General features: G+C 61.1%; 19 protein-coding genes and 1 tRNA gene. 15 read left to right on the top strand and 5 right to left on the bottom strand.

Annotation, left to right across the window (positions count from 1 at the left end):
* Window positions 1-127 precede the first annotated feature (127 nt).
* Window positions 128-3,178 carry a beta-xylosidase family glycoside hydrolase gene (locus GFD18_RS04645; protein ID WP_318644319.1) on the top strand — a complete coding sequence of 1,017 codons (3,051 nt, stop codon included), beginning with the start codon at window positions 128-130 and terminating at the stop codon, window positions 3,176-3,178.
* A gap of 224 nt (window positions 3,179-3,402) precedes the next feature.
* Window positions 3,403-4,434: a LacI family DNA-binding transcriptional regulator gene (locus GFD18_RS04640; RefSeq protein ID WP_163198366.1), complete on the top strand. Its 1,032-nt coding sequence runs from the start codon at window positions 3,403-3,405 to the stop codon at window positions 4,432-4,434.
* 9 nt (window positions 4,435-4,443) lie between these two features.
* On the opposite strand, the gene GFD18_RS04635 is transcribed toward GFD18_RS04640, so the two are convergent.
* Together GFD18_RS04635 and GFD18_RS04630 are read right to left on the bottom strand one after the other, a co-directional pair.
* A complete protein-coding gene (locus GFD18_RS04635; protein WP_163198363.1) occupies window positions 4,444-5,604 on the bottom strand; it encodes an MFS transporter in 1,161 nt (386 codons plus the stop codon).
* Between the two features lie 295 nt (window positions 5,605-5,899).
* Window positions 5,900-8,197 carry an alpha-1,4-glucan--maltose-1-phosphate maltosyltransferase gene (locus GFD18_RS04630; protein ID WP_163198361.1) on the bottom strand — a complete coding sequence of 766 codons (2,298 nt, stop codon included), beginning with the start codon at window positions 8,195-8,197 and terminating at the stop codon, window positions 5,900-5,902.
* A 354-nt stretch (window positions 8,198-8,551) separates the two neighbouring features.
* On the opposite strand from GFD18_RS04630, the gene GFD18_RS04625 reads away from it, so the two are divergent.
* Window positions 8,552-8,968 carry a glycerophosphodiester phosphodiesterase gene (locus GFD18_RS04625; protein WP_100510141.1) on the top strand — a complete coding sequence of 139 codons (417 nt, stop codon included), beginning with the start codon at window positions 8,552-8,554 and terminating at the stop codon, window positions 8,966-8,968.
* 128 nt (window positions 8,969-9,096) lie between these two features.
* On the opposite strand, the gene GFD18_RS11050 is transcribed toward GFD18_RS04625, so the two are convergent.
* Window positions 9,097-9,348: a metal-sensitive transcriptional regulator gene (locus tag GFD18_RS11050; RefSeq protein ID WP_318644318.1), complete on the bottom strand. Its 252-nt coding sequence runs from the start codon at window positions 9,346-9,348 to the stop codon at window positions 9,097-9,099.
* A 378-nt stretch (window positions 9,349-9,726) separates the two neighbouring features.
* Here GFD18_RS11050 and GFD18_RS04615 point away from each other — a divergent pair, with 378 nt between their 5' ends.
* Both GFD18_RS04615 and GFD18_RS04610 read left to right on the top strand, forming a co-directional pair.
* A complete protein-coding gene (locus GFD18_RS04615; protein WP_163198357.1) occupies window positions 9,727-12,567 on the top strand; it encodes a heavy metal translocating P-type ATPase in 2,841 nt (946 codons plus the stop codon).
* Window positions 12,568-12,982: 415 nt separating this feature from the next.
* A complete protein-coding gene (locus GFD18_RS04610) occupies window positions 12,983-15,244 on the top strand; it encodes a peptidase (RefSeq protein ID WP_163198355.1) in 2,262 nt (753 codons plus the stop codon).
* Between the two features lie 59 nt (window positions 15,245-15,303).
* Here GFD18_RS04610 and GFD18_RS04605 read toward each other — a convergent pair.
* A tRNA-Met gene (locus GFD18_RS04605) sits at window positions 15,304-15,380 on the bottom strand.
* Between the two features lie 253 nt (window positions 15,381-15,633).
* On the opposite strand from GFD18_RS04605, the gene GFD18_RS04600 reads away from it, so the two are divergent.
* The 10 genes from GFD18_RS04600 (at window position 15,634) to nucS (ending at window position 25,175) form a co-directional block, all read left to right on the top strand.
* A complete protein-coding gene (locus GFD18_RS04600) occupies window positions 15,634-16,668 on the top strand; it encodes a homoserine O-succinyltransferase (protein ID WP_163198353.1) in 1,035 nt (344 codons plus the stop codon).
* A gap of 533 nt (window positions 16,669-17,201) precedes the next feature.
* Complete coding sequence (gene atpB, locus GFD18_RS04595; protein WP_163198351.1) at window positions 17,202-18,026, top strand: F0F1 ATP synthase subunit A; 825 nt, start codon at window positions 17,202-17,204, stop codon at window positions 18,024-18,026.
* A gap of 183 nt (window positions 18,027-18,209) precedes the next feature.
* A complete protein-coding gene (atpE, locus tag GFD18_RS04590; RefSeq protein WP_100510135.1) occupies window positions 18,210-18,443 on the top strand; it encodes an ATP synthase F0 subunit C in 234 nt (77 codons plus the stop codon).
* Window positions 18,444-18,496: 53 nt separating this feature from the next.
* A complete protein-coding gene (locus GFD18_RS04585) occupies window positions 18,497-19,039 on the top strand; it encodes a F0F1 ATP synthase subunit B (protein WP_163198349.1) in 543 nt (180 codons plus the stop codon).
* A gap of 54 nt (window positions 19,040-19,093) precedes the next feature.
* The gene (locus GFD18_RS04580) at window positions 19,094-19,912 is read left to right on the top strand and encodes a F0F1 ATP synthase subunit delta (RefSeq protein WP_163198347.1); all 819 of its coding nucleotides are present in this window, start codon (window positions 19,094-19,096) and stop codon (window positions 19,910-19,912) included.
* A 64-nt stretch (window positions 19,913-19,976) separates the two neighbouring features.
* On the top strand, window positions 19,977-21,626 hold the full coding sequence (gene atpA / locus GFD18_RS04575) for a F0F1 ATP synthase subunit alpha (protein WP_100510132.1): 1,650 nt from the start codon (window positions 19,977-19,979) through the stop codon (window positions 21,624-21,626).
* 3 nt (window positions 21,627-21,629) lie between these two features.
* Window positions 21,630-22,544, top strand: a complete 915-nt coding sequence (locus tag GFD18_RS04570) for a F0F1 ATP synthase subunit gamma (protein WP_100510131.1) — start codon at window positions 21,630-21,632, stop codon at window positions 22,542-22,544.
* Window positions 22,545-22,551: 7 nt separating this feature from the next.
* On the top strand, window positions 22,552-24,039 hold the full coding sequence (gene atpD / locus GFD18_RS04565; protein WP_109138060.1) for a F0F1 ATP synthase subunit beta: 1,488 nt from the start codon (window positions 22,552-22,554) through the stop codon (window positions 24,037-24,039).
* On the top strand, window positions 24,039-24,335 hold the full coding sequence (locus GFD18_RS04560; RefSeq protein WP_163198345.1) for a F0F1 ATP synthase subunit epsilon: 297 nt from the start codon (window positions 24,039-24,041) through the stop codon (window positions 24,333-24,335). Before atpD ends, GFD18_RS04560 begins: the two co-directional genes overlap by 1 nt.
* Window positions 24,336-24,467: 132 nt before the next feature.
* Window positions 24,468-25,175, top strand: a complete 708-nt coding sequence (nucS, locus tag GFD18_RS04555; protein WP_163198343.1) for an endonuclease NucS — start codon at window positions 24,468-24,470, stop codon at window positions 25,173-25,175.
* Window positions 25,176-25,245: 70 nt separating this feature from the next.
* Here the strand turns inward: nucS and GFD18_RS04550 are convergent, their stop codons facing one another.
* Window positions 25,246-26,232, bottom strand: coding sequence for an FKBP-type peptidyl-prolyl cis-trans isomerase (locus tag GFD18_RS04550; RefSeq protein WP_404801603.1), 987 nt, complete (start codon window positions 26,230-26,232; stop codon window positions 25,246-25,248).
* Window positions 26,233-26,284 lie beyond the last annotated feature (52 nt).

Genomic DNA, 26,284 nt, shown 5'->3' with positions numbered 1-26,284 from the left:
GGCTGTCACTTGCTATTTTCATCCTCAAAGAGGAGGGAGTCTTATGAAAGAATTCCATACTATTCGCCGGCTATCGGGGCTTCTTGCCGGAGCGATAGCAGTGGGCATGAGTGTGACGGCTTTCGTCATGCCGGCCACGGCTGCTGAGACATCAACTGTTAATCGCGGCTATACAACATCCGACAATGGCGACGGTACCTACTCGATTCCTGTGTTGAATTCCGACGTTCCGGATGTCAGTGTAATGCGTCTGCCCAAGAACGATCCCAAGAACACTGAAGGGCGAGACATCTACTATATGGTCAGCACCACCATGGAGCTCAGTCCGGGCGCACCGGTCATGAAATCCTATGATCTTATTAACTGGCAGATCGTCACCTATGTATATGATCGTATATCGATGAGTGACGCATCGTCATTGCGCAATGGTGCAAGCTCGTATGGAGAAGGGGAATGGGCTCCTTCCATTCGATACCACAATGGTAAATTCTATGTGCTGTTTAACACCAACAATTTGGGTGGTGCCTTCATCTACTACACTGATGACATCGAACACGGCACATGGACCAAGGTTGCACTTGGCAGAGGTTTTCATGATCCTTCTCTGTATTTTGATGAGAACGATGATCCATGGATTATCTCCGGCGCTAACGAGTACAAGCTCGATAAGAATGATATGAAGACTGTGGTGGAGTCGCATGAGAATATCATCTCCGCCCAGCAATTCGAAGATGCGTTGGGTGAAGTGCCCACCGGATTCGAAGGTTCCCAGATTTTTAAAATCGGTAAGTACTTTTACAATCCGACTATTTACTGGGGCAAGGATGGTCGGACGGTGATGCTGCTGCGCACCACCGACTTGCTTGATGGTTCCAAATATGAGGCTAGGAAATACACGCTCGGTGGCTTCGCTCAGGGCAGCCTCGTGGAAGTGTCCGATAAAGAAGGTGGTGGTACTCATTGGGAAGGATTTTTCTTCCGTGATACCTATCCGAATGGTCGTATTCCCGGTTTGATCCCGGCCACATGGGACAAGGACGGCTGGCCTACATTCGGGAAGGACAACAAGGTATCCGCCGGCGATACCTATGACAAGCCCATCTCGTTGCCGTCTGATCTGGAAAATCTGGTACGGCTCAAGAGCATCGTCAATTCCGACGATTTTGACAATGATGCCCCTCACCAGACGTATCAAGATCAGGATTGGTGGACCTTGGACGAAGCTCCCGCATCTGGTGAAACCGAGGTGATCTCCAACGGTGAGGTAAAGGATGAATCCGGATGGGAAGGCAGAGAGGGAGCAAAGATATCTCTTGACTCCACTAACCATAGTGCTCCGAACTCGTTGCAAGTGACCGGTCGAACCGCTACGGGCGCTGGCCCTGTTCAGTCTGTTTCCGGCAAGATAGTGGCTGGCGGCACATACACGGTTTCCGCATATGTGCTATATAAGGACGGTCCGAACACCAAAACATTTAATTTCACCATTCGGGATAAGAACAAGGCCTACGTGATGGCGTCCGCGACTGCGAAGAGGGGCGAATGGTCCCAGATCAGCGGTTCGTACACCGTTCCGAAGGACTTTGATGCGGACAGTGCCGAAGTGTTCTTTGAAACTCCGTGGACGGCGACGCCTGACAAGACAAATGATCTGATGAACTTCTTTGTGGACGACGTCTCGATGAGGACGGACGGCACCAAGGAATATGCGGTGGCGGATGAGTACAAGCCGAATGGTTCCAATCTTGACATGGTATGGGAATGGGCTCACAATCCGGATAATCGATACTGGTCATTGACCGATCGTAATGGCTGGCTACGTCTGACCAATGGACACAAGGTATCGAAGAACGCCAAATATATGAAAGGCACCAAGGGTGATCTCACTTATTTCGAGACCGCACGAAATATGCTTTCGCAGCGCACTTTTGGTGGCGATATGTCGGCTGAGACCAAGATGGATGTAAGTCATATGAAGGATGGTGATACCGCAGGTATCGCCACCTATACCCGTAGCTTCTCCTACGCCGCAGTGCGTCAAGAAAACGGTAAGCGAGTACTGGGTGTGGTCAAGAGAATCTATGACAACGGTAGGAAGGATTCCTCCGGCAATATCATTGACGACACCATTGACAGGGACAAGACCGAGGCGTTTGTAGATGGTTCCACGGTCGACCTTGGAAGCAACACGAACGTGTGGCTTAAGAGCGACAACGTGCTTGACAATAGCAGCGGTCGTCTTACCGTCCAGTATCTATACAGCCTTGATGGCAAGATCTGGCAGAAGCTCGGAGGCGAACAAGGGCCGTTCGGCTATGACTGGAGCCTATCTCACTTCAAGGGGTACCGTATCGGACTGTTCAACTATGCCAAAGATACCATTGGCGGTTATGTGGACTTTGACTACTACGACCTGAGCGATGTGCTTAGCGCTGATGGTAAAAATGTTTCCACTGCTGCTTTGGAGAACACGATTGCGAAAGCCAAGAAGCTCAAGCCAACTGAATACCCAGCAGATGAATGGAGTGTAATGCAGATGCTGTTGACGAAAGCGGAGACCGCGCTCGCCAACAAGCCTTCCACCCAGAATGAAGTTGATGCCCCCCAGCGTGCTTTGGAGGTGCAACTTGCGCAGTTGGCTGTAGATCGTACGACCTCGTCTGTTGTGCCGGTGTCGGGTGTGATGGTTTCGTTGGATAGGTCGTTCGTGAAGGTCGGTGAGGTCGTGCGGGCGAAGGTGTCTGTGAAGCCGGAGAATGCCTCGGACAAATCGGTCTCATGGTCGTCTTCGGACGAGAAGGTCGCGAAGGTGGACGCTTCGGGCCGGGTGACTGCAGTAGGTGTGGGCACGGTGACGATTACGGCCACGGCGAAGGATGGCTCGGGCGTTTCGGGCTCGGCGAAGTTGACGGTGTCTGCCTCGTCGGAAAACCCAGGCGGTCACCCGTCGGACAATCCGTCTGAAAAGCCGTCTGCGGTTCCATCCGATAAGCCGTCAGCGTCTACGTCTTCCGGTTCCCATCGGCAGACCGGAACAGCAGACGGCAAGTCCGCAAACATGCAGCGGCGTAGCACTCTCTCCCGTACCGGCATCGCAGTCGGCGGGCTGGTCTTAGCGGCCGCACTACTGGCCGGTACGGCTGGGGTGATGCGTCTGCTGGCCCGTCGTCGGCAGTAGCCGTCCGTCATGACGGACAATTGCCTGTGGCGTCGTGGCTTCAGATGATGTTTCTTCCTCCGTCATCTGGAAGCCCTCGGAGGCGTAGAAGCGGTTCTCCTCATCCGCTTCTACGCTTTTATGTTTCGCGCCTCTATAAGGCAAATTTCGAAGGAACACCCAGAAAGCGTGCGATAGAGTGGGAAAGCAATATTCATAGCACTCACGATGATCGGGAATCGTTCATGGCAGATAGCATCGGAAAGAAGAACCTTCGAGTGACGCAGATCGCCGAAATTGCCGGTGTCTCCGCGTCTACGGTCTCCAAGGTCATCAACCGGCGCAGTGACGTGTCGGATGAGACCCGTCAACGTATCGAGACGATTCTCGAGGATATCGGATATGAGCGCAAGGACGTCGGGAATCGACGTGTGGCCCATGTAATCGATGTTGTCATCTCCCATATCGACAGTAGCGGCACCCTCGAGCTGATACGTGGAGCTTCCCGGTATGCCGACGATCTCGGCGTTGATGTCGTCATGCATGAGACCAAGCCAAAGGGGCGCTATGAGCTGTTCCGTCGCATCATGGAGCGCAATCCGCTGGGCGTCATTCTGATGCTGACCGACATGACGGACGAAGAGCGTCAGCTGTTCTCCGACAATGGAATCCCTTATGTCGTCTTCGACTTGCCGAAGGGGGCGGGAGACGAGTATCTTTCAGTCGGAGTCGACAACTGGACGGGTGGCCTTATGGCCGGCCGGTATCTCACTGATATGGGCCATCGACGTATCGGCGTCGTCACCGGTCCTAATGATTCGGAGGCCTCGTGCGCTCGCTTGGAGGGGTTCAAGATGGCGTTGCGCGCCGCGAACATCGAAGTGAACGACGACCTCATCCGCGAATGCGACTACATGCCCAAAACCGCGCATCATGCCGCTTTGGAGATGTTGTCGCTGGATGAGCCGCCCACGGCGATTTTTGCGCTTAACGATTTGATGGCAGTCGGTGTATATCAGGCTGCGTCCAAATGTCATATCATCATTCCCGATCAGTTATCGGTTGTGGGGTTCGACGACGTATTTCCCTCGCGGTTCCTTGGTCCTGCGTTGACTACGGTTCGTCAGCCGTTCGACATCATGATGTGCAAGGCCATGGATTTGGTCTATGGCTATCGTGACGTCAACTATGAAAGCGTGCCCCGAGACCGACAGCGTCGTGTCATCCTCTCCCCGGAACTGATCGTACGTGATAGTGTGGCGGCGCTTTCGCAGTGACGACCGTCATCATGCATTTTTCGAGGTTGGTGATATGACGGCGTTCGGACGCTCGATTCGGACGCATGCCGCGAGAACCGCGCCGATGCACATGATTAGGCATTCCGCGATGAACAGTTTGTGATATCCCCATGTTCCGATGATGTAGGCGGCGGCCAATGAGCCGCATAGCGTTCCCATCGTGTTCGCCACGTTCATGACGCCGAGATCTTTGGCTGCCGTGTCGGGATTGGGCAGAACGAGCAGGTTGAGTTTCTGATCGACCGAAGCATGAACGCCCATACCGATGCCGACGATGAGCATTCCGGTGAGAAAAAGTGTTTCATTGCCGGAAAACGCAGGAAGCGCCGACCCTGCCGCCATAATGAGCAACGCGATGACGACAAACGATTTCACCCTGTTAAGACGGTCCGACAGTGGTCCGGCGATGAGGGAGCATGTGATTCCCGTGATTAAGGTGATGGAGGCAGTGGTGGATAGCAGTGACTGCTGATTACGCGCATGCAGATAATCCGTGGCTATGTATAGCAGATAGCTGTTGGTCATGCCGGATGCTGCGAGCATCAGGAACTTGGAGATGAGGGCCTTGTAGAAGTTACCGGCATTCTGGGTCGGTGGAATGAAATGACGTATCAGCGCGCGTGCGGATACGTGATGGCCTCGTTCCGTGAGGTTTGATGGTTCGCCGGCGATTCCCATGGACGCCAGACCGCCGATGGCGGCGACGATGGCGAACGTCCGGATACCGAATCGTACGTTGTCTAGATATAACGATGCGATGGCAATGCCGATTTGGTTGCCGATGGTTTGGCTGATGCCATAGCAGGCCGAAACTGTCCCTTTCCATCGGTCCGGGATGCGGTCAGAAAGCTGGGCAATCATCGGGGCCGCCACCCCGTTGATAACCGCTTCGCAACAGCACCACCATGCCAGCAGCATCGGAATCGACGATGCCGTGGATAGTCCGTACAGCAGCAGCGCCGAGCCGATGGAACATCCGACTATCCATGGAGTACGTTTGCCGAAACGGGTTCTGGTGATATCGGAAAACGCGCCGAACAATATATTGGAAAATAGTCCGATAATCATGCTGGTGCTGGAGAACGCGGCGACCAAAGCCACTTTGTCGTTGGGGGAGATGTCGGCGATTTTCTGCGGCAGCAGAATCATGGCGACGCCTTGATGCGGCATGAGCCAACAGGCGGGACCGATGAGCAAGGAAAGTGCAAGACGCCACGGCATGTCGGAATGCGTTCGGGATTTGGCGGAATTATGGGACATCGTTGTTCCTGGAAAGAACCGGTATGTAAGTGCCGAAATCCGCGATTCGCGGTGCTTTTCGGTCGATTTTCGGCGGGAAAGCGACCGTTTGACACGATGAATCGCGGATTTCGGGAATTCGGGTCCGTGCGTTATGCGGTACGGACCCGAATCCAATCGGCTGATATCGTTGACGGCCGGCGGCTCAGTACTGGACGCTGAGGACGTGGGCGACGTCGGCCCACGGGGCGAGGGAGACGAAGTTGTCCCAGCCCCACGTGAACTCGCGTCCGGTGAGCTCGTCCTTCAGCTGCACGCCACGGTCGGTCGGCAGGCCGAAATCGCCCAGCTCGAGATGGATGAGCGACTGGTGGGCGTTGTGTCCGTCGAGGTTCACCACCACGATCAGCGTGTCCGGCTTGCCGGTGCCGGTGAACTCGGCCGGCGTGTGGCGCACGAAGGCGAGCACGTTGTCGTCGGAGCTGCGCAGCACGGTCACGTTGTGGTAGCTGTGCGTGGCCGGGTGCTCGCGACGAATGCGGTTGAGGCTGGTGAGCATCTCGGCGATGCCGTACTCCTTGGCCTGGCTCCAGTCGCGCACCTTGATCTCGTACTTCTCGTTGTCGATCTGCTCCTCGAATCCGGGGCGCTGACGGTTCTCGATGAGCTCGTAACCGTTGTAGATGCCCCAGCTGGGGGAGCCGAGCGCGGCGAGCACCGCGCGCACGGCGTGACCGGCGATGCCGTTGTCGCGCACGTAGGCGGTGAGGATGTCGGGCGTGGTGGGCCAGAACGTGTTGTGCTGGTAGAAGCCGTCGTCGCAGTTCGTGGTGTTGAGGTACTCCTCGAGCTGCTCCTTGGTGTTGCGCCACGGGAAGTAGCAGTGTGACTGCGTGAATCCGGCGTAGCTCAGCGCGCGCATCATGCCCGGACGGGTGAACGCCTCGGCCAGGAACAGCGTCTCCGGGTGCTTCTTGGTCACGGCGGCGATGACGTCCTGCCAGAAGCGCACGGGCTTGGTGTGCGGGTTGTCCACGCGGAAGATGGTCACGCCGGCGTCGATCCACAGGTTCATCAGGCGCACGACCTCCTTCTCGATGCCTTCCATGTCGGCGTTGAAGTCGATGGGGTAGATGTCCTGGTACTTCTTCGGCGGGTTCTCGGCGAACGCGATGGTGCCGTCGGGCTTGTGACGGAACCAGTTCGGGTGCTCCTTGACCCACGGGTGGTCGGGCGAGCACTGCAGTGCGAAGTCGAGGGCGATCTCGAGGCCGAGCTCATGCGCCTTGGCGGTGAGGGCCTTGAAGTCGTCCATCGTGCCGAGCAGCGGGTCGACGGTGTCGTGGCCGCCGAGTTCGCTGCCGATGCCGAACGGCGAGCCCGGATCGTCGGGGCCGGCGACCAGCGTGTTGTTGCGTCCCTTGCGGTTGGTCACGCCGATGGGGAAGATCGGCGGCAGGTACACGATGTCGAAGCCTTCGGCCTTCGCGCGTTCGAGGCCGGAGACCGACGTCCTGAGCGTGCCCTGCACGATCTTGCCGGTGGCCTCGTCCACATAGGCGCCTTCGGAGCGCGGGAAGAACTGGTACCAGGCGGCGAAGGAGGACTTCGGACGCTCGACCTTGAGCTTCACGGGGCGGGACTCGCTCACGCCGTCGCGCAGCGGGTTGGACTCGTGCAGCGCGGCGATCTCGTCGTTGTCCGCGGCGGCCAGTCGCTCGGCCGGCTTGAGCTCCTTGTTGGCGAGCGTGGCGGCCGCGGCCTGCAGCGTCTTCTTGGCTTCGGCATGCAGCTTGCTGGCGCGGGTCTTCGACCAGCGGGTCAGCAGCTCGGCGCCTTCGTCCAGCGCGTTCTCCACGTCGGAGTCGTGTACGCGGACCTTGATGCGGGCGTCATGCAGCCAGGTGGCGAATGTGTCCTCCCAGCCTTCGACGGTGACGGTCCAGTTGCCGAGCTGGCGCTTGACGGCGGCGAAGCCCTCCTCCCACGGCTTGACGTCGGAGTGCTCGCCGGCCTGCAGCTCGACGGTCCAGCGGTCGAGGCCGGGGTTGACGCAGGTCATGGTGCGGTTGGCCATGATCTTGCCGCGCGGGGTGCGCAGCACGGCGGTCGCGCCGACCTTGGTGCGTCCCTCGATGAACACCTGGGCGGTGACGGTGAACTGCTCGCCGAGCTCCACGCGTGCCGGATACAGGCCGCCCTCCTCGTTCGGGGTGACGTCAAGCACGTTGATGCGGCCGAACTGGCCGGGCTCGTCGATGGGGAGGGTGGGTGCCGCGATCAGGGCGTCGGGTGTGTCCGCTGCGGGCTTGGATGCCGAACGGCGTTTGCGGGTTGTCGTGGCTTTGCGCTTCGTCTTCGTTGACGAAGCCTTTGCCGAAGTCCTGCGAGTACCCGCGCTGGACGGATTACCCGCAGAGGCGCTCTGTACGTCCGGTGAGGACTCGCCGGAGACAGCGGTTGGAATGGACGTGGTGACCTTGGTACTACTTGATTCAGTCATGCTGCCATTGTAAGTGTTGCAGTGCGACACGCTGAATACCGCGTGGTTAAATAACTATTAATTAACGATTTCGAACGCTTCGTCACGATAATACGCACACAAAACGAACATTCGAAATGTTCATTTCGTCATTTGAACGTGCAATATGACAAATTTCAAAAAGTCGCGTTAAAAACATGTGAACGCGTCGTGATATGCGAAAAATATGGGGTATGGTGTTACTTGTGCACATCAACTAAACCGGTTGATGTCATGAACGCAAACCAGCGTCGGATGTTGCATTTTATGTTACATCTCACACGCGAAACGAAAACCGCGCGCTCAGTGGTGAGCGTGCGAGGGGAAAGGATGACCATGGCGGATAACAAGCAGATTACCGTCGATACCTCACTTTATGGCGCCTACGCCGACCGCAAGACGGCGGAGGCCAACCGTGTGGCTCGTTCGTTTGGCATTTCGGATGAGGCCCTCGCCAAGGTCGAGGACTACAAGGCCGCTCTGACCGAGCACGACGCCTGGGACCTGCCTTTCCTCGGCTACGTGAACGAGGACGGCTACGGCTACGCGTTCGTCTCCGATCAGGCCGTCGCCCGTGACGGCTGGGATGCCTACAAGGCGTTCCGCGCCCTGCCGCTCGACGTGCAGACCGCGTTCGCGATCCGTATGCTCTTCACCCACCGCGATGTCGATCGCTACGGCGCCAACATGTACCTGCACTACGAGCGCGGCTTCAACGTGAAGTTCGAAGGCCCCGGCGCCAACCACTGGTGATCGGTGGGCCGACGGGTCTTGCCGAATCGTCGACGTCGCCCATTCGTTCCCGTCGGTCGTGATGTGATTGACTTATGCGTCATAGGCGGATGCCCCCACGAGGGCATCCGCCTTTTTTGTGGCTTGTCCTATGACTTGACGAGGCGGCGTATCGCGGCGCTGGCCTCGTCGAGCTTTTCGTCGGCGACGGCCCCGCCTTCGGCGGCCGCCTGCCGCACGCAATGATTGAGATGGTCGTCGAGCAGCAGCATCGCCACCGACTTCAGCGCGCTGTTCGCCGCGGCGATCTGCGTGAGGATGTCGATGCAGTATTCGCCGTTCTCGGTCATCTGCCTGATGCCGCGGATCTGCCCCTCGATGCGGCTGAGGCGGGCGAGGATCTTCTTCTGATCGGCGTCATATCCGTTGTGTGCACTGTGTGGGAAGCCGTCGTGTTCGTCGTGCGGCGAGGTGTTATGGACGCCCTCGTCGTACGGCCGGGCGTCGTGGCAGTGGTTGCGGCGCTCCGCCGGCCTGCGTGCCGCCTTGGCGGATTTGGTGGATGATGCCTCCGGCGTCGAGGACCGTGCCATGCTCGCTCCTTTGCATTCCTATATATACCTGTGTGTTCGTATACCTGTATGTTCGATATCTCCGTGGCCGTCGGTGTGGGCGGTCGGCGTCTGCGAGGTCCGGTGAGCGTTTGCGCAGGGCGATATCGCTGATTGCATTATACCCCTATGGGGTATATGGTGGTCCGTGGATGCAAGGAGATGACTATGGGAACTATCGTGGCGCCGGTGTTGGCGCTCGTGCTGAGTGCGGGCGTCGTCTGGTTCTTTCTCGCGCCGCGCAAGGCGTATCGCGCGACGATGGGCAACGGCGAGCAGGAGGCCGTCATCGCCGTGCAGGGCGGATACAGTCCGTCGGTCGTCGAGGTCGAGGCCGGCGTGCCGGTGAGGCTGGTCTTCGATAGGAAGGAGACCGGCGAGTGCTCGTCGCACGTCGTGTTCCCCGATTTCGGCATCGACAGGGAACTGCCGCCGTTCCGCACGACGACCGTCCGTCTGACGCCGACCGAGGCCGGTGACTTCGGCTTCGCCTGCGGCATGAACATGCTGCATGGCACATTGCGCGTATTGCCGGCGAAACATGGCATCGCGCCGGTGAAGAACGGCGTGGTGGCAAACGATGCGTCAAGTGGAGGCGCCGCCGGCATGGAGGCCGCCAATACGGGCGATGCCGGGCGGAACGACGACTCGGCGGTCGCCGAGGATGCCACGGATGCCGAAGGTGCCACGGATGCCAAAGGTGCCAAGGGCACCGAAGAGATTGAAGACGCCGCCTCCCGCAAGGAGTTCCGCACCCTCGTGCGCCGTCTCGTCGTCGCCGCCATCTGCACGCTGCCGGTGTTCATGGCCGCGATGTTCCATCTCTACCATCTCGACGCATGGGTGCAGCTGCTGTTCATGCTGCCGGTCGTGTTCTACTCCGGCCGGCCCATATACGTCAGCGGCTGGGCCGCCATCCGTCACCGCAACGCCGAAATGAACGCGCTCATCACCGTCGGCACCATGGCGGCGCTGCTCTACAGTCTCGTCGTCACCTTCGCGCCGGAGGTGCTGCCCGCCGCCTCGCACGAACCATACTATGAGGCCGTCGGCACCATCATCACCCTCATGCTGGTCGGGCAGGTGCTGGAGGCGCGCGCCCGCGCCGGCACCAACGAGGCGGTGAAAAGCCTTGTCGCCCTGCGGCCCAGGATCGCGCGGGTGGAACGCGACGGCGCGGAGGTCGAAATCCCCGTCGAACAGGTCATCGTCGGCGACGTCGTCGTCGTGCGGCCGGGCGAACAGCTGCCGGCCGACGGCACGGTCGTCTCCGGCGAATCGTCGGTCGACGAATCGATGATCACCGGCGAGTCCATGCCCGTACGCAAGACCGCAGGCGACACCGTGACCGGCGCGACCGTCAATGGCGCGGGCTCGCTGCGCTACCGCGTGACCACAACCGGCGCCGACACCGTGCTCTCGCAGATCGTGGCCTTGGTCAAGGCCGCGCAAAGTTCCAAGGCGCCGGTGCAGCGCCTCGCCGACAAGGTCTCGTCCGTCTTCGTGCCCGTCGTCGTGCTGATCGCCATCTGGGCGTGTGCGCTCTGGTATGCGTTCGGTCCCGAACCACGCGTCACGCATGCGCTGGTCGCCGCCGTCTCCGTGCTGGTCATCGCCTGCCCCTGCGCGCTCGGGCTCGCCACGCCGTTGTCCATCACCATCGCCACCGGCAAGGCCGCACGATACGGCGTGCTCATCCGATCCGCGGAAGCGTTGGAGACCGCGGCCCGCATCGACACCGTCGTGCTCGACAAAACCGGCACCATCACCGAAGGCAGGCCGCAGCTGACCGACATCGTCGCGTTCGGCGCATGGCATGGTCATGACCACGACGTGCTCCGCCTTGCCGCTGCCGCCGAACACGATTCCGAACACCCCCTGGCCGCGGCCATCGTCGCCGGCGCCCGTTCTCGTGGCGTCGACGTGCCGAAGCCGTCGGAATTCAGGTCGTCGGCCGGCGGCGGCGTGCAGGCGCTCGCCGACGGCCGACGCATACTCGTCGGCAACGCGGAATATATGGACGAGCATGACGTCGGCATGCCCGACGAGGCCGGCGAAACCGTGGACGACGTGTTCGCCGCCATGGACCGGCTCGCCGCCGAAGGCAAGACGCCGGTATTGGTCGCCATCGACGGCTTGCTTGCCGCCGTCGTGGCCGTGGCCGACGTCGTACGGCCGACGTCGAAGGATGCCGTTGCGAAGCTGCGCTCGCGCGGCATCGACGTGGTCATGCTCACCGGAGACAACGGGCGCACGGCGAAGGCCGTCGCCGGCGAGGTGGGCATCGAGCACGTGGTGGCCGAAGTGCGGCCGGAGAACAAGGCCGACGAGGTGGCATGGCTCAAAGCCGAAGGCCGCGTGGTCGCCATGGTCGGCGACGGCATCAACGACGCGCCGGCGTTGGCGCGCGCCGACGTCGGCTTCGCCGTCGGCACCGGCACTGACGTGGCCATCGAATCCGCGCAGATCACGCTGATGAACGGCTCGCTGCAAGGCGTCGTCACGGCCATCGACCTGGCGCATGCCACCATGCGCAACATCCGTCAGAACCTCGGCTTCGCGTTCGGCTACAACGGCATCGGCATCCCGGTGGCCGCCGGCGTGCTGTACCCGTTCGTCGGCATGCTGCTCAATCCGATGATCGCGGGCGCGGCCATGGCCTGCTCGTCGCTGTCGGTGGTGACGAACGCCGGCCGATTGAACGGATTCGACCCCGAGCACGTGAAGCCCTATAGGATTTCGATTCAAAGGAATCGTCAACGGAACCAAAGGAAAGGAACCATCATGGCATTGTTCAGCCGCAAGAACGAACACGAAGGACACATGGGACACGATATGGGCGGCATGCAGATGCATCACGGCGGGTCGGAGACCGACCCCGTGTGCGGCATGAGCGTGGACCCGGCCAAGGCCACCGCCAGCCACGACTACAACAGCAGGACCTACTACTTCTGCGGCGCCGGCTGCGCCGCCGCCTTCGCCAAGCATCCCGAGGAGTTCGTCAAGTAGTTCGGAGCTCGGCGAATCACCGTCGGCGATGTGGATACCCGTCCGGGCGTCCACATCGCCGACGGTCGTTTTCGGGACGAACGTTGTGGATGCCGGTGAAACCGTCCACATTCTCGTGAACGAACGGCCTCGAAAAACCGCGGGATTGTGGAAGGCCGTTGCGTCATCCACATCGAGGCTCCGTCGGGCCCGTTTCCGGCCACGTTCGTCAACATTGCCGACGCCGCTGGCGTCGGTGCGCGCCGCTCTGGCATCGTCGTTCTCATCCGCTCCCGCACGCGAGGCGGAACATTCATAAGGAAGGATGGGAACAATGCCGAACCACACACTCGCAGATTCCCCGAACACGATTCGGGGACGGATATTTCGGCAGCGGCCGCGTCGATATCGACGAAAGCCGGGGGCAATGGGGTCCATGTGGCGGAGAATATGCCGGTCCCTCATCGCCGTCGTCGTCGTGATGATGGGCCTGGGATCCGCCGGATCGGCCTCAGCGGCCACCATGCACGCGCCCGTCGACAGCCAGCTGTGGTACACCTTCAACGGCGAGCGGTACAACATCGGCGTCATCGCCGTCGCGCCGAACGGACGGAACGCCTACTGTATCGAGACCGGCGTGCCCGCATCATACGAATACGGCGAGGCCATGGCCATCAAGGACTCCGCGGCGGCACGGCAAGTGGCGTACCTGGCCGACGCCTACCAGTCGAACACCGACCCGACCACCCAGGCCGCCATCGCCATGCTGATCCACGACCATTTCGAAGCGCTCGACAAGCCATTGTGGCAGCAACGCAAGGCCGCGTTCCTCAAGGAGCATCCGACCGTGCAGGCACGGGCCGACGCCCTGTGGAAGGAGGCCGCCGGCCGGGTGGTCACGACGACATCGGCGACGGTCACGTATCTCGAGGGCAAGCGCAGCGGATACGTGGACGTCGAGATCACCGGCTCGGGCGGCGCGAAGGTGACGGGGGTGCCCTACACCGTGAAACTCACCGGACCGGCGACCTTCGACAACGGCAAGAACACTGCCACCGGCAAAACCGCCGCCAAGACCATACGCCTCGCGTGGAAGGCCACCGACGCCGGCTCCGTGACGGCGAACGTCTCCTATGACCACGGCACGATCGAACGGCTGACCAGCGGCCAGGACTATCTGCGCTACGGCACCTCGGCAAGCGAGAAGAAGGACGTCGTGACCTTCGACGTGGTTAAGACCTTCCAGCCGGGGCTCACCACCGTGGTCGGAGACAAAATCGTCGATGCGGGCGACGAGGTGACCGACAAGGTCACGTCGACGCTCGCCGACGGTGACACATGGAAAAGCGGCGCGGCCATAAAGGCCGACGGCTACTATTTCGCCGGCATCAAGCCCAAGGCGTTGGGTCAGGGAATCGCGCCGAAAGCGGGAGAGAAGGCCAAGGACTTCCTCGCCCGCCTCAAAGCCGCCGGATATTCGCCGGCCGCATATGGCACGGCGGAATTCACCGGCGCCGGGCAAAGCAAGGAGGTCCGCGCCGTGACCGCGCCCGACGGCAATGAACCATACCGATCCAACGGGAACGGGCACGCCGGCTTCGGCACCTGGGTATGGACGGTGGACAGGGAACGGCAGACCGAGTCCGTGCGCGAATGGATTCGGGCCGACTTCTCCAGCGCGTTGATGGAACGGCCCGAGACGCTGTCCGTACGCACCCCCGCAGCCGTGGACTCCACCGCCACCGAACACACCGGAGTGATCGGCTCCGAACTCAGCGACCAGATAGCCGTCACCGGATTCCCCGACGACCACGGCGAATTCAAGGGAAGCGAGGAATACGGCTTCGGCGCCGACGTCGAACGCGCGCAGGTGAGCGTATGGTGGGCCGGCGACGCCGAGAATCCCAAGAACAACAAGCGGTACAAGCCAAACGGGGCGGCGGTTCCCAAGGAGGACGACCACCACAAGCGCATAGGCACATGGGAATACCCCGCGAAGAACGGACGCATCAAGGTCGGCGGGGGAGTGCCCGACGCCGACGGCAAGCCGGTGACCATCACCGCCGAACGGGCCGGATACTACGTATTCGTATACTCGTTCGCCGGCGATGACCGCGTGCAGGCGGTGACCAGCGCCTACGACGACGCGTGGGAGCGCGTATACATCGAACCGGACGGCGAACGGCACATGCCCGACATCACCACCGCCGTGATACCGCCCGTCACCACCGTGGGCAAGGAATTCCTCGACAGCGCCAAGGTGACCGGGCACCTCGAATCCGGCTCGTACGTGACGTTCACCGCCTATGAACCTGTGGGCGACGACGTGGAGCCCGGAACCGGTTCGCGCATCCTCGACGAAGCGCGTGTGGAACTCGACGCCGGCAAGACCGCGCAGACCGTGGTCAGCCCCGGTGTCAAAGCCGACAAACCCGGCAGGGTGTATTGGAAGGCCACGCTCTGGAGCCCCGACGGCGAGGTCATCGACTCCCACCCGCTCGGCATCGACGGCGAGATCACCACCGTGGAGGAGGAGCCCGAGGAACCGGCGCCCGAAGAGCCGCAGGAGCCGCAGCCCGAACAGCCGGGCTCCCTGCCGGTCACCGGCGTGGGGCAGACGATCCCGTTGATGGGAGCCGGCGCCGCCGCGCTCGCCACCGTGGGTCTCATGCTCGCCGCCATCCGTCGCCGCAGCTGACGGCATCAGACCGATATGAAATAAAAAAGACCGCCGCATTACTGCGACGGTCTTCTACTTGGTAGCGGGGCATGGATTTGAACCATGGACCTCTGGGTTATGAGCCCAGCGAGCTACCGAGCTGCTCCACCCCGCGTCGGCCCGTTATCTCGGGCAACCTGTATTACTATACGTACTTTCCGCGGGAAGTCAATTCGATATTCGCCATATGGGAAATATATCGTCGATAATCGTTGCAATCATTGGGTTTTATCGGCGTGTTGAAAACAGGGCGATTGTGCGGTGATAGCCGGAATCGATAGCGGGGCATAAGGGAAAGCGTTGCGCCCGGCGGCGATAATGCATCCACGGCGTGACACCTGCCATACGACACTGCAATAATTGGATACATGCCTATCAAGATTCCGAAGGGTCTGCCGGCCCGTGCGATACTCGACTCCGAACGCATCTTCGCGCTGGAAAGCGACGACGCGGTCAAGCAGCGCGTCCGACCGCTGCGTCTGGTCATCCTCAACCTGATGCCCAAGAAGATCGAGACGGAGACGCAGCTGCTGAGGCTCATCTCCAAGTCCCCGCTGCAGGTGGACGTCGACTTCATGAAGACGTCGACGCATGAGGCAACGCACACCAGCCGCGACCACCTGCTGAAGTTCTACGAGAATCTTGACGCCTTCGAGCACAACTACTACGACGGTCTGGTCGTCACCGGCGCGCCCGTGGAGCATATGCCGTTCGAGGAAGTCGACTATTGGGACGAGTTCAAGCGCATCCTCGACTGGGCGAGCACGCATGTGTTCTCCACCATGTATCTGTGCTGGGGTGCGATGGGCGCCCTCTACTATCGCTACGGCGTGAGGAAGCATCTGCTGGAGAAGAAGACGTTCGGCGTGTTTCCGCAGCGTCTGCAGGACGAGTACTGCTTCATCACGAACGGATTCGACGAAATCGCGCTGCAGCCGCATTCGCGCCTCGCCGACGTCGATATGGGCGACATCCGAGCGAACCCCGACCTGCAGGTGCTCACCTGGGGGCCGGAGAGCGGTCCGGGACTGGTCGCCACGCGCGACTTCTCCGAAGTGTTCGCGCTCGGCCACTGGGAGTACGGCAAGTGGACGCTCGCCGAGGAGTATGAGCGCGACATGGCGCGGGGTCTGAAGAACGTGCCGTTCCCGACGAACTACTTCCCGCACGACGACCCGACGCAGGAGCCGCTGTTCGCCTGGCGCTCCCACGCGAACCTGCTGTGGCGCAACTGGCTGAACTGGGTGTACCAGACCACGCCGTACGACCTGACGGAGGTGCCGCAGCTGCGTGCCGAGAAGCGTCTGGGGACCGACCGTCGCTACCGTCGTTCGCCAGACGGCCCGCGCGGTGACGATTTTCATACGTTCGACGGCTGCGGCTATGGCGTGATCGAGCGGTAGGGCGTTCGGGGACGGATGGTGTGTCGGTTTCTTTTCGATAACGACACGCCGTGGGCGGGACGGGGCCCGCATGGAAATATCCCCCTGTTCGGGTGGCGGCGTCGGCGAAGAAATCCGACACCGCCACCCGTTTGTGTCGTCATAGTGATGTGAACCGGTGCACCTCCGTTCGCAAATCAGACGGCCTCATTCTTGCCGAAGCGTCCACATAATGACCATATTGCCGGGTCCCGTTGTCCGAATAGTGGCTATGGTTTTGAGACCGCTCATATGGGACAAACGGCGAGAAACGGCGCAAAATCAGGCAGCGGCAGCGCTTGCCGTCGGTTTTCGGTCCGCCTCGAAAAGAAAAAACGCTCGCGCGACACCCGAAAACGGACGCTTTATAAACGACGAAATTCCGGTAGTCTGTATGTCATTGGAGGCTCGCGCAGGCATGCAAAGAAGACATACTGCGCGTTAACGTTCGTGACACAATATCTGCGCAAAAAGCGCTATATTGGTTCAGGTTCGATTAAGAGGAGGCACGCAGTATGGCAGGCGTTGCAGCATTTACAGGGGCTGCAAGCGCGGTGTTGGCCGCGCAGTCAGGCCCTGAAATCCCCTCTATCGATGAATTCCTCCCTCCGGAGATCATCTTCGCTGGCACGCCGTTCGCCATGAACAGGATCATCATGGTCCGTGTGATCATGACGGTCGTGATGCTGCTGATTCTCGGAATCACGGCATCCCGTGCGAAGCTGATTCCCGGTCGTTGGCAGGGATTCGTCGAATGGGGACTCGACTACGTTCGAGACAAGATCGTCTACGAGGTCATGGGCGAGTTGCGCGGCAAGCGTTACGTCCCGATGATCACCACGATCTTCTTCACCATTTTCCTATTCAATCTGTGTGGCATCATCCCCGGCATGAACATCGCCGCCACGGCGACCATCATGATGCCGTTGATCTTCGCCGCATGGACATTCGTGCAGTACTGGATCGCGGCCTGCCGTGAGCAGGGCCTGCTGAGCTACCTCAAGCAGGAGTGCACGCCCCCCGGCGTCCCGTTCCCGGTGCTCATCCTGCTTGTGCCGATGCAGCTCATCGACATCCTGATCATCCGCCCGGCATCGCTGACGCTGCGACTTCTGGCCAACATGATCGCAGGACACCTCATCGTGGCGCTGTGCTTCTCGGCCACTCAGTTCTTCCTGATCCTCACCGAGAACAAGGTGATGATGGCCGCCGGCGTGGTGACCTTCGCGTTCGGCTTCATCATGACCCTGTTCGAGGCCTTCGTGGCCTACCTGCAGGCGTTCATCTTCGCCACGCTGTCGTCGGTGTACATCAACATGAGCTACCCCGAGGTCGACTGACCAGCGATTCCGAATCCCCGTCGCCTGTTGAACGGCCAACGCACAACGTCGGTGCGCGTGGCGTCAAGGATTCCCTATCGTGCGGCATCGTCGCGGCACAAGAAGTTTTCATAATTCAATACGGTTTTACATAAGGATTTTTTTGATTCGTAGTCTTACGAACACAAAAGAAAGGAAACAACAATGGATCTCATCACTCTCGCAGAGGTGACCGGTAACCTGAGCGCCATCGGCTACGGCCTCGCCGCCATCGGCCCCGGCATCGGCGTCGGCATCGTGTTCGGCAAGGCCATTGAAGCCACCGCCCGCCAGCCCGAGCTCGGTGGCCGTATCCAGACCCTGATGTGGATCGGCTTCGGTCTGATCGAGTTCCTTGCCCTCCTCGGCTTCATCTCCGGCTTCATCTTCACCGCCTGATTCCTCTGGAACACGGTAAGTAATCCAGACGAGTGAAGTGAAAGGAGGCGGATATGGAGACATTTGCGGAAGGAAAGAGCGGCATCGCGCTGTTCGTCCCGGAGGACTACGACATCATCTGGTCCACGGTCATCCTGATCGTCGTCGCCATATTCTTCTATAAGTTCTTCCTGCCGAAGTTCCAGGCGATCTTCGACGAAAGGGCCGCCAAGATTGAGGGCGGCATCGCCAAGGCCGAGCAGGCCCAGGCCGATGCCAACGCCGCCAAGAAGAAGTACGAGGACCAGCTCAACACGGCCCGCGTCGACGCCGCCAAGATCCGCGACGACGCGCGTACCGAGGCCTCGCACATCATCGCGGACGCCCGCACCAAGGCGGAAGCCGATGCGGCGCAGATCACCGCGAACGCGCAGAAGTCCATCGAATCTCAGCAGCAGCAGGCTCTCGTGAGCCTCAAGGGCGAGGTCGGCGCCTTGGCGACGGCCCTGGCCGGCAAGATCCTGGGCAGCAAGCTCTCGGACGCCGACGTGCAGTCCTCGATGATCGATTCCATGATCGACGGCATCGACAAGGACCCCGCCGGAAAGGCCAAGTGAGCATGGCTGGACAGGTGAAAACTCGCGAAGCAAAGGGCAGGAGGTGAACTTTCGATGTATGGAGAGACTTCAAAGAGCTCGGTGAAGGCACTGCGTGAGTCCTTCGCCGACAAGCTGGCCAAGGCCGGCGCCGAGGCGAAGACCGTGGGCGACGAGCTGTTCGACCTCGCCGCGGCGTTCGACGACAACCGTGCGCTTTCCCGCGCGCTGACCGATCCCGCGTACCCGGCCGACAGCAAGGTGAAGCTGGTCTCCACGATTCTGCAGGGTAAGGCAACGCCGCTGACCGTCGAGATCGCCGAAGGTCTCGCAGCCCAGCGTTGGAGCAAGCCCGCCGACATCGCGGACGCCACCGAGGACCTGGCCGTCGACGCACTGCTCAGCGCCGCCGACGTGCGCAATGCGTGCTCGACCGTGTCCATCGAGCTGTCGGAGCTGGCCTCCGCGCTGCTCACCCTCCCGGTCGTGCGTCAGCGTCTGTCCGACGCCCACGCCAAGCCCGAAGTACGTGTGAGGTTCCTGAAGAACCTGCTCAAGGGGCAGGCCCTCGACCCGATCACCATGGACCTGGCGGAGCACGCCACCCGCGATCTGCGCAACCGTCGATTCCTGTCGACGATCAACTGGCTGATCGACGTCGTGGCCACCCACCGCGACCGTTCCATGGTCACGGTGACGAGCGCGATTCCGCTGAAGGACGAACAGTTCCAGAAGATCAAGGCGGTCTACGCCAAGAAGCTTGGTCGTCAGGTGTTCGTCAACAGCGTGGTCGATCCCCGCGTCCTCGGAGGCATGCGCATCCAGGTGGGGTCGGAAGTCACCGACAACACCGTTGCGGCCCAACTGCAACATCTCAAGCGAGCCGTCGCCTGACCTTCGGTCGGCTCAGGCAAGCTGAAAGAACGTTCTTGAATACAAACAACAAAAGGAGTGATCAATGGCAGAATTGACCATCGATCCCGCGGCGATACGCCAGGCGCTCGACGATTTCGTCGAGTCCTACAAGCCGTCCGAGACTCCGACCGAAGAGGTCGGCACCGTCCGGACCGCTGGCGACGGCATCGCGCACGTGGAGGGTCTCCCCGGATGCATGGCCAACGAGCTGCTGAAGTTCGAAGACGGCACGCTCGGCCTGGCATTCAACCTGGATGCCCGTGAAATCGGCGTGGTCGTTCTCGGTGACTTCGCAGGCATTGAGGAAGGCCAGGAAGTGCGCCGCACCGGCGACGTGCTCTCCGTGCCGGTCGGCGACGGCTACCTCGGCCGCACCGTCGACCCGCTGGGCCAGCCCATCGACGGCCTGGGAGAGATCAAGAGTGAGGGTCGTCGAATCCTCGAGGCCCAGGCCCCCGACGTGATGCACCGTCATCCGGTCGACGAGCCGCTGTCCACCGGCCTCAAGGCCATCGACGCCATGACGCCTATCGGCCGCGGCCAGCGTCAGCTCATCATCGGCGACCGCCAGACCGGTAAGACCGCCATCGCGATCGATACCATCATCAACCAGAAGGCCAACTGGGAGTCCGGAGACCCGAAGAAGCAGGTCCGCTGCATCTACGTGGCCATCGGCCAGAAGGGTTCCACCATCGCCTCCGTGCGTCAGTCCCTCGAAGAGGCGGGCGCCATGGAGTACACCACGATCGTGGCCTCCCCGGCTTCCGACTCCGCCGGCTTCAAGTACATCGCGCCGTACACCGGCTCGGCCATCGGCCAGCACTGGATGTACCACGGCAAGCATGTGCTCATCGTCTTCGACGATCTGTCGAAGCAGGCCGAAGCCTACCGTTCGATCTCGCTGCTGCTTCGTCGTCCGCCGGGGCGCGAGGCCTACCCGGGCGATGTGTTCTACCTGCATTCGCGTCTGCTCGAACGCTGCGCGAAGGTATCCGATGATCTCGGCGGCGGTTCGATGACGGGCCTGCCGATCATCGAGACCAAGGCGAACGACGTCTCGGCCTACATCCCCACCAACGTCATCTCCATCACGGACGGCCAGATCTTCCTGCAGTCCGACCTGTTCAACGCCAACCAGCGTCCTGCAGTGGACGTCGGCATCTCCGTGTCCCGAGTCGGCGGCGCGGCCCAGACCAAGGCGCTGAAGAAGGTCTCCGGTACGCTGAAGATCTCGCTGGCGCAGTACCGTTCGCTGGAATCCTTCGCCATGTTCGCCTCCGATCTGGATGCGGCGTCCAAGGCCCAGCTGAACCGCGGCGCCCACCTGACCGAGCTGCTCAAGCAGCCGCAGTTCTCCCCGTACTCGATGGAACAGGAAGTCGTCTCCGTGTGGGCCGGTACCCACGGCAAGCTCGATGACCTCGACCTCGTGGACGTGCTGCCGTTCGAGCATGGCCTGCTGGACTACGTCGACCACAACACCGACATCCTGAAGACCATCCGCGAGACCGAGCAGTTCACCGACGAGACCGAAGCCGCCCTGGACAAGGCGGTCGAGGAGTTCCGCGGCACCTTCGTGCAGCACGACGGCACCCCGCTCGTCGCCGAGAAGCCGGTCGAGAAGACCGACACCCCGGTCGAGCAGGAGAAGCTGGTCGCACGCAAGGCTTCCACCAAGGCGGAAGAGGAGTAATCCATGGCATCGCAACTCGCATATAAGGCGCGTATCGCCTCCACCGCGTCGTTGGAGAAGATCTTCAACGCACAGGAGATGATCGCAAGCTCGCGCATCGCCAAGGCCCGCAACGTGGCCCTGGCCGCGAAGCCTTACTCCGATGCGATTTTCGATGCCGTCCAGGCTCTGGCCCAGCACACCCATATCTCGCATCCGATCGTGAGGAAGGACGAGGACAACCCGAACGTGGCCGTCCTCGCCCTCACGGCGGATCGAGGCATGGCAGGCGCCTACACCTCGTCGATCATTCGCGAGACGGAAAGCCTGCTGGCCAAGCTTGATGACCAGGGCAAGAAGCCCGAGCTTTATGTCTACGGCCGCCGCGGCGTCACGTACTACAAGTACCGTGGCCGCGATGTGCGCGGCACCTGGGAGGGCAACACGGATGCCCCCGGCGTCGAAGTCGCCGAGGAGATTTCCAAGGCCCTGCTGGATGCCTACATGAAGCCGGCCGAGGAAGGCGGCGTCAGCGAACTCTACATCGTGTTCACCGAATTCGTGAACATGGTGGTGCAGAAGGTGCGCATCCTGCGCATGCTGCCGGTGGAGCTCGTCAGCGTCGAAGACGATGAGAAGGCCGAGGCGTCGGGTGCTCCCGAGGCCCGCCCGCTCTACTCCTTCGAGCCCAGTCGTGATGAAGTCCTCGATCGCGTCCTCCCGAAGTACGTGCAGTCCCGCATCCACGAGTGCCTGCTCACCAGCGCGGCATCGGAGACGGCATGCAGGCAGAACGCCATGCACACCGCCACGGACAACGCACGCAACCTGATCGACGAACTGACGCGCAAGCTCAACGCCACACGTCAGGCCGCGATTACTCAGGAACTTACCGAGATCATCGGCAGTGCTGACGCACTGAACAACGAGAAAGAATAGGAGCGCCATGGCAGTAAATGTAGCTGCGGCAACGGCGTCCGAGACTGATGCCTCGGAAGCCACGCAGGGCCGCATTGTTCGTGTCCAAGGCTCGGTTATCGATATTGAGTTCGCTGCAGGTCACCTGCCCGATATCTATAACGCATTGACGGTTGAAATCGCCGCCACCGGTAGCACCGAGGGCGAGGAAAGCCACAAGATCATGCTTGAGGTCGAGCAGCACCTGGGTGATTCCATCGTGCGCGCCGTCGCCCTGAAGCCTACCGATGGTCTGGTTCGTGGCGCCTTCGTCACCGACACCGGCGGCCCGATCGAGGTGCCGGTCGGCGACGTGACCAAGGGCCACGTGTTCGACGTCTCCGGCAACATCCTCAACAAGAAGGCCGACGAGACCATCACGGTCAAGGACCGCTGGCCCATCCACCGCAACCCGCCCGCCTTCGACCAGCTGGAGTCCAAGACCCAGATGTTCGAGACCGGCATCAAGGTCATCGATCTGCTCACCCCGTATGTGCAGGGTGGAAAGATCGGTCTGTTCGGTGGTGCAGGCGTCGGCAAGACCGTGCTCATCCAGGAGATGATCCAGCGAGTCGCCCAGAACCACGGTGGTGTGTCCGTGTTCGCCGGCGTCGGCGAGCGTACCCGTGAGGGCAACGACCTCATCGGCGAGATGGAGGAGGCCGGCGTTCTCGAGAAGACCGCACTGGTCTTCGGCCAGATGGATGAGCCCCCGGGGACCCGTCTGCGCGTCCCGCTGACCGCTCTGACCATGGCGGAGTACTTCCGCGATGTGCAGAACCAGGACGTGCTGCTCTTCATCGACAACATCTTCCGCTTCACCCAGGCCGGTTCCGAGGTGTCCACGCTGCTGGGCCGTATGCCTTCCGCAGTGGGCTACCAGCCGAACCTGGCGGACGAGATGGGCGCCCTGCAGGAGCGAATCACCTCCACGCGAGGCCACTCCATCACCTCCCTGCAGGCCATCTACGTGCCGGCCGATGATTACACCGACCCGGCCCCCGCCACGACCTTCGCCCACCTCGACGCGACCACGGAGCTTTCCCGTGAGATCGCCTCGAAGGGCATCTACCCGGCCGTGGATCCGCTGGCTTCCACCTCGCGAATCCTCGACCCGCGTTACGTCGGTCAGGCCCACTACGAGACCGCCAACCGCGTCAAGGCGATTCTGCAGCGTAACAAGGAGCTGCAGGACATCATCGCCCTGATCGGTATCGACGAGCTCGGCGAAGAGGACAAGACCACCGTTAACCGTGCCCGTAAGATCGAGCAGTTCCTCGGTCAGAACTTCTACGTGGCCGAGAAGTTCACCGGTCGTCCCGGCTCCTACGTGCCGAAGGACGAGACCATCGAGGCCTTCAAGCGCATCTGCGACGGCGTGTATGACGACGTCCCGGAGCAGGCGTTCTCCGGCATCGGCGGCATCGAGGACCTCGAGGAGAAGTGGCACCAGATGCAGAAGGAGTACGCAGCCTGATGGCCGCCTCCAACAAGCCAACGCTGAAGGTGAACATCGTCGCCGCCGACCGGCCGGTCTGGTCGGGCGAGGCGACGATGGTCTCGCTACCGGCTTCCGAGGGTTCCATGGGTATCCTCGCCGACCACGAGCCGGTGCTGACCGCCACCAACGACGGACTGGTCAAGGTTACCGAGCCGGACGGCAACGTCCTCGGCTTCAAGGTGACCGACGGCTTCATCTCGTTCGACTCCAACAAGCTCACCGTGGCCGTGGAGACCTGCGAAGAGGCCCAGACCGTGACCGAAGGCGAGTAATCGTCCTGAACCAAGGGGCGGAACCTACGGGTTCCGCCCCTTTTTCGTTGCGGTCTCGGTTCACTCTTTCCGACTCATGCAAAAAGAGTGAATCCGACGGCACGGTCCGCGTCCTTTTCTATCCTGTGCCGTATGCGTATTATCGTCGCGGACTGCTCGGCCGAATACTCCGGCCGGCTCAACGCCTCACTTCCCGAAGCCAAACGAGTCATCCTCATCAAGGCCGACTCCAGCTGCCTCATATTCTCCGAGCTCGGCTCCTACAAGCCGCTCAACTGGATGGCGGCCCCCTGCACCATCAAGGAGCTTGACGTCGAACCCGACGAGGATATCCCCAGTGATATCCACCAGCCGGTGAAAAAACTGCGCGTGACCGCCGACAAAAGCTCCGACGTGCTCGTCGTCTCCCTCTACCACGTCTATTCCGACCAGGACTTCGACCTCGGAATCGACCCCGGCCTCGTCAAGGACGGCGTGGAGGACCATCTGCAGCGCTATCTCGCCGAACAGATCGAACGCATCGGCGAAGGTGCCAAGCTCGTCCGCCGTGAATACCCCACCGCCATCGGCCCCGTCGACATCATGGCCATCGACGCCGACGGCACCCACGTCGCCATCGAAATCAAACGCAACGGCGGCATCGACGGCGTCGAACAGCTCACCCGCTACTGCAAGCTCCTCAACCGCGATCCCCTGCTCGCCCCCGTCCGCGGCATCTTCGCCGCTCAGACCATCAGCCCCCAGGCGCAGGTCCTCGCCAAGGACCGCGGCTTCGAATGCCTCATCCTCGACTACGACGAGATGAAGGGGACCGACTCCGACGAGCTGAGATTATTCTAAAAAAGCTCCCTCACGAATGCCGTGGGGGAGCTTCCTTGTTATAAGAACGGTTATCAGGACGTCTCGGCGTTTAGTACGCGGCGAGGATGTCGACCACGAAGATCAGCGTGGAATTCGCCGGAATGCCGCTCTTCGCCTCCGAACCATAGCCAAGGCTCGGCGGGATGATGAGCAGCACCTGCGAGCCGACCGTCTGGCCGGTCAGACCCTGCGTCCAGCCCTTGACCACCTGGTTCAACGCGAAGTCGGAGGCCGAACCGCGGTCCCATGAGGAATCGAACTGCTTGCCGTTGCTGGCCAGCCAGCCCGTGTAGTTCGCGCTCACGGTGTTCGATTCCTTGACCTTCGCGCCCTTGCCCTTGATGAGCGTCTGCACCACGAGCTTGTCGCCCGGCTTGTAGCCGTTGAGGTTCAGCGACGGCTTGCCGTTCTTGTCGAGCGTGACCTTCGGCAGGTTCGACGGGATGTTCGTCACCTTGTCGCCTTCGGCTCGGGTGAGCGACTTCGACTTCGAGACGATGGTCATCACGTTGATGTACTGCTCCAGCGTGGACGACGTCGACGAACTCGACGACGAGGAGTTGTTCACGCCGATCGCCAGCGTGGTGTTGACCTTCAGGCCCTTGAACAGGTTGTAGTACGCCTCGTCGATGGAGTTCTTGCCGATGAGGATGCCGCACTCGGGAGCGTCGTCCGACCACGTGCTGGCGACCTCCTCGCCGCTCTTCGCGTCGAGGATAATCTGCTGCGTGCACAGGCGGTCGCCGTCGGTCGCGGCCTCGCCGTTGCCCTCCTGCAGAATCTGATAGGAGTTGTTCTTCACGCTGAACGGGGTCTTGAACGTGACCTTCGGCTTCTTGCCGAGCTCGCCGGTGGCGGTGATGCCGGTCATCTTGGTCAGACCGGAAACGGTCTTCGAGGTGGACGACGACGAGGACGAATCCTTGCTTTCCGAGCCGTCCGCGCAGGCGGCCAGCGAAACGGTCATCGCCGCGGCACAGGCCACTGCCAGGATGCGGCGGGAGTGGCTACGAATGATTGAGAAGTAATCGCGCATAAACCACTACTCTAATGGTATTTCCTGACCGTCCCGCAGCCTCGGACGGAAT

The organism is Bifidobacterium saimiriisciurei (assembly GCF_010667655.1).
In the GTDB taxonomy this organism is placed as follows: domain Bacteria; phylum Actinomycetota; class Actinomycetes; order Actinomycetales; family Bifidobacteriaceae; genus Galliscardovia; species Galliscardovia saimiriisciurei.
This window is presented reverse-complemented; position numbering and strand designations above follow the sequence as displayed.

Coding starts and splice junctions, on each gene's coding strand:
- GFD18_RS04645 (WP_318644319.1), top strand. CDS start 128: ATGCCGGCCACGGCTGCTGAGACATCAACTGTTAATCGCGGCTATACA.
- GFD18_RS04640 (WP_163198366.1), top strand. CDS start 3,403: ATGGCAGATAGCATCGGAAAGAAGAACCTTCGAGTGACGCAGATCGCC.
- GFD18_RS04635 (WP_163198363.1), bottom strand. CDS start 5,604: ATGATTCTGCTGCCGCAGAAAATCGCCGACATCTCCCCCAACGACAAA.
- GFD18_RS04630 (WP_163198361.1), bottom strand. CDS start 8,197: ATGACTGAATCAAGTAGTACCAAGGTCACCACGTCCATTCCAACCGCT.
- GFD18_RS04625 (WP_100510141.1), top strand. CDS start 8,552: ATGGCGGATAACAAGCAGATTACCGTCGATACCTCACTTTATGGCGCC.
- GFD18_RS04615 (WP_163198357.1), top strand. CDS start 9,727: ATGGGAACTATCGTGGCGCCGGTGTTGGCGCTCGTGCTGAGTGCGGGC.
- GFD18_RS04610 (WP_163198355.1), top strand. CDS start 12,983: ATGTGGCGGAGAATATGCCGGTCCCTCATCGCCGTCGTCGTCGTGATG.
- GFD18_RS04600 (WP_163198353.1), top strand. CDS start 15,634: ATGCCTATCAAGATTCCGAAGGGTCTGCCGGCCCGTGCGATACTCGAC.
- atpB (WP_163198351.1), top strand. CDS start 17,202: ATGGCAGGCGTTGCAGCATTTACAGGGGCTGCAAGCGCGGTGTTGGCC.
- atpE (WP_100510135.1), top strand. CDS start 18,210: ATGGATCTCATCACTCTCGCAGAGGTGACCGGTAACCTGAGCGCCATC.
- GFD18_RS04585 (WP_163198349.1), top strand. CDS start 18,497: ATGGAGACATTTGCGGAAGGAAAGAGCGGCATCGCGCTGTTCGTCCCG.
- GFD18_RS04580 (WP_163198347.1), top strand. CDS start 19,094: ATGTATGGAGAGACTTCAAAGAGCTCGGTGAAGGCACTGCGTGAGTCC.
- atpA (WP_100510132.1), top strand. CDS start 19,977: ATGGCAGAATTGACCATCGATCCCGCGGCGATACGCCAGGCGCTCGAC.
- GFD18_RS04570 (WP_100510131.1), top strand. CDS start 21,630: ATGGCATCGCAACTCGCATATAAGGCGCGTATCGCCTCCACCGCGTCG.
- atpD (WP_109138060.1), top strand. CDS start 22,552: ATGGCAGTAAATGTAGCTGCGGCAACGGCGTCCGAGACTGATGCCTCG.
- GFD18_RS04560 (WP_163198345.1), top strand. CDS start 24,039: ATGGCCGCCTCCAACAAGCCAACGCTGAAGGTGAACATCGTCGCCGCC.
- nucS (WP_163198343.1), top strand. CDS start 24,468: ATGCGTATTATCGTCGCGGACTGCTCGGCCGAATACTCCGGCCGGCTC.
- GFD18_RS04550 (WP_404801603.1), bottom strand. CDS start 26,232: ATGCGCGATTACTTCTCAATCATTCGTAGCCACTCCCGCCGCATCCTG.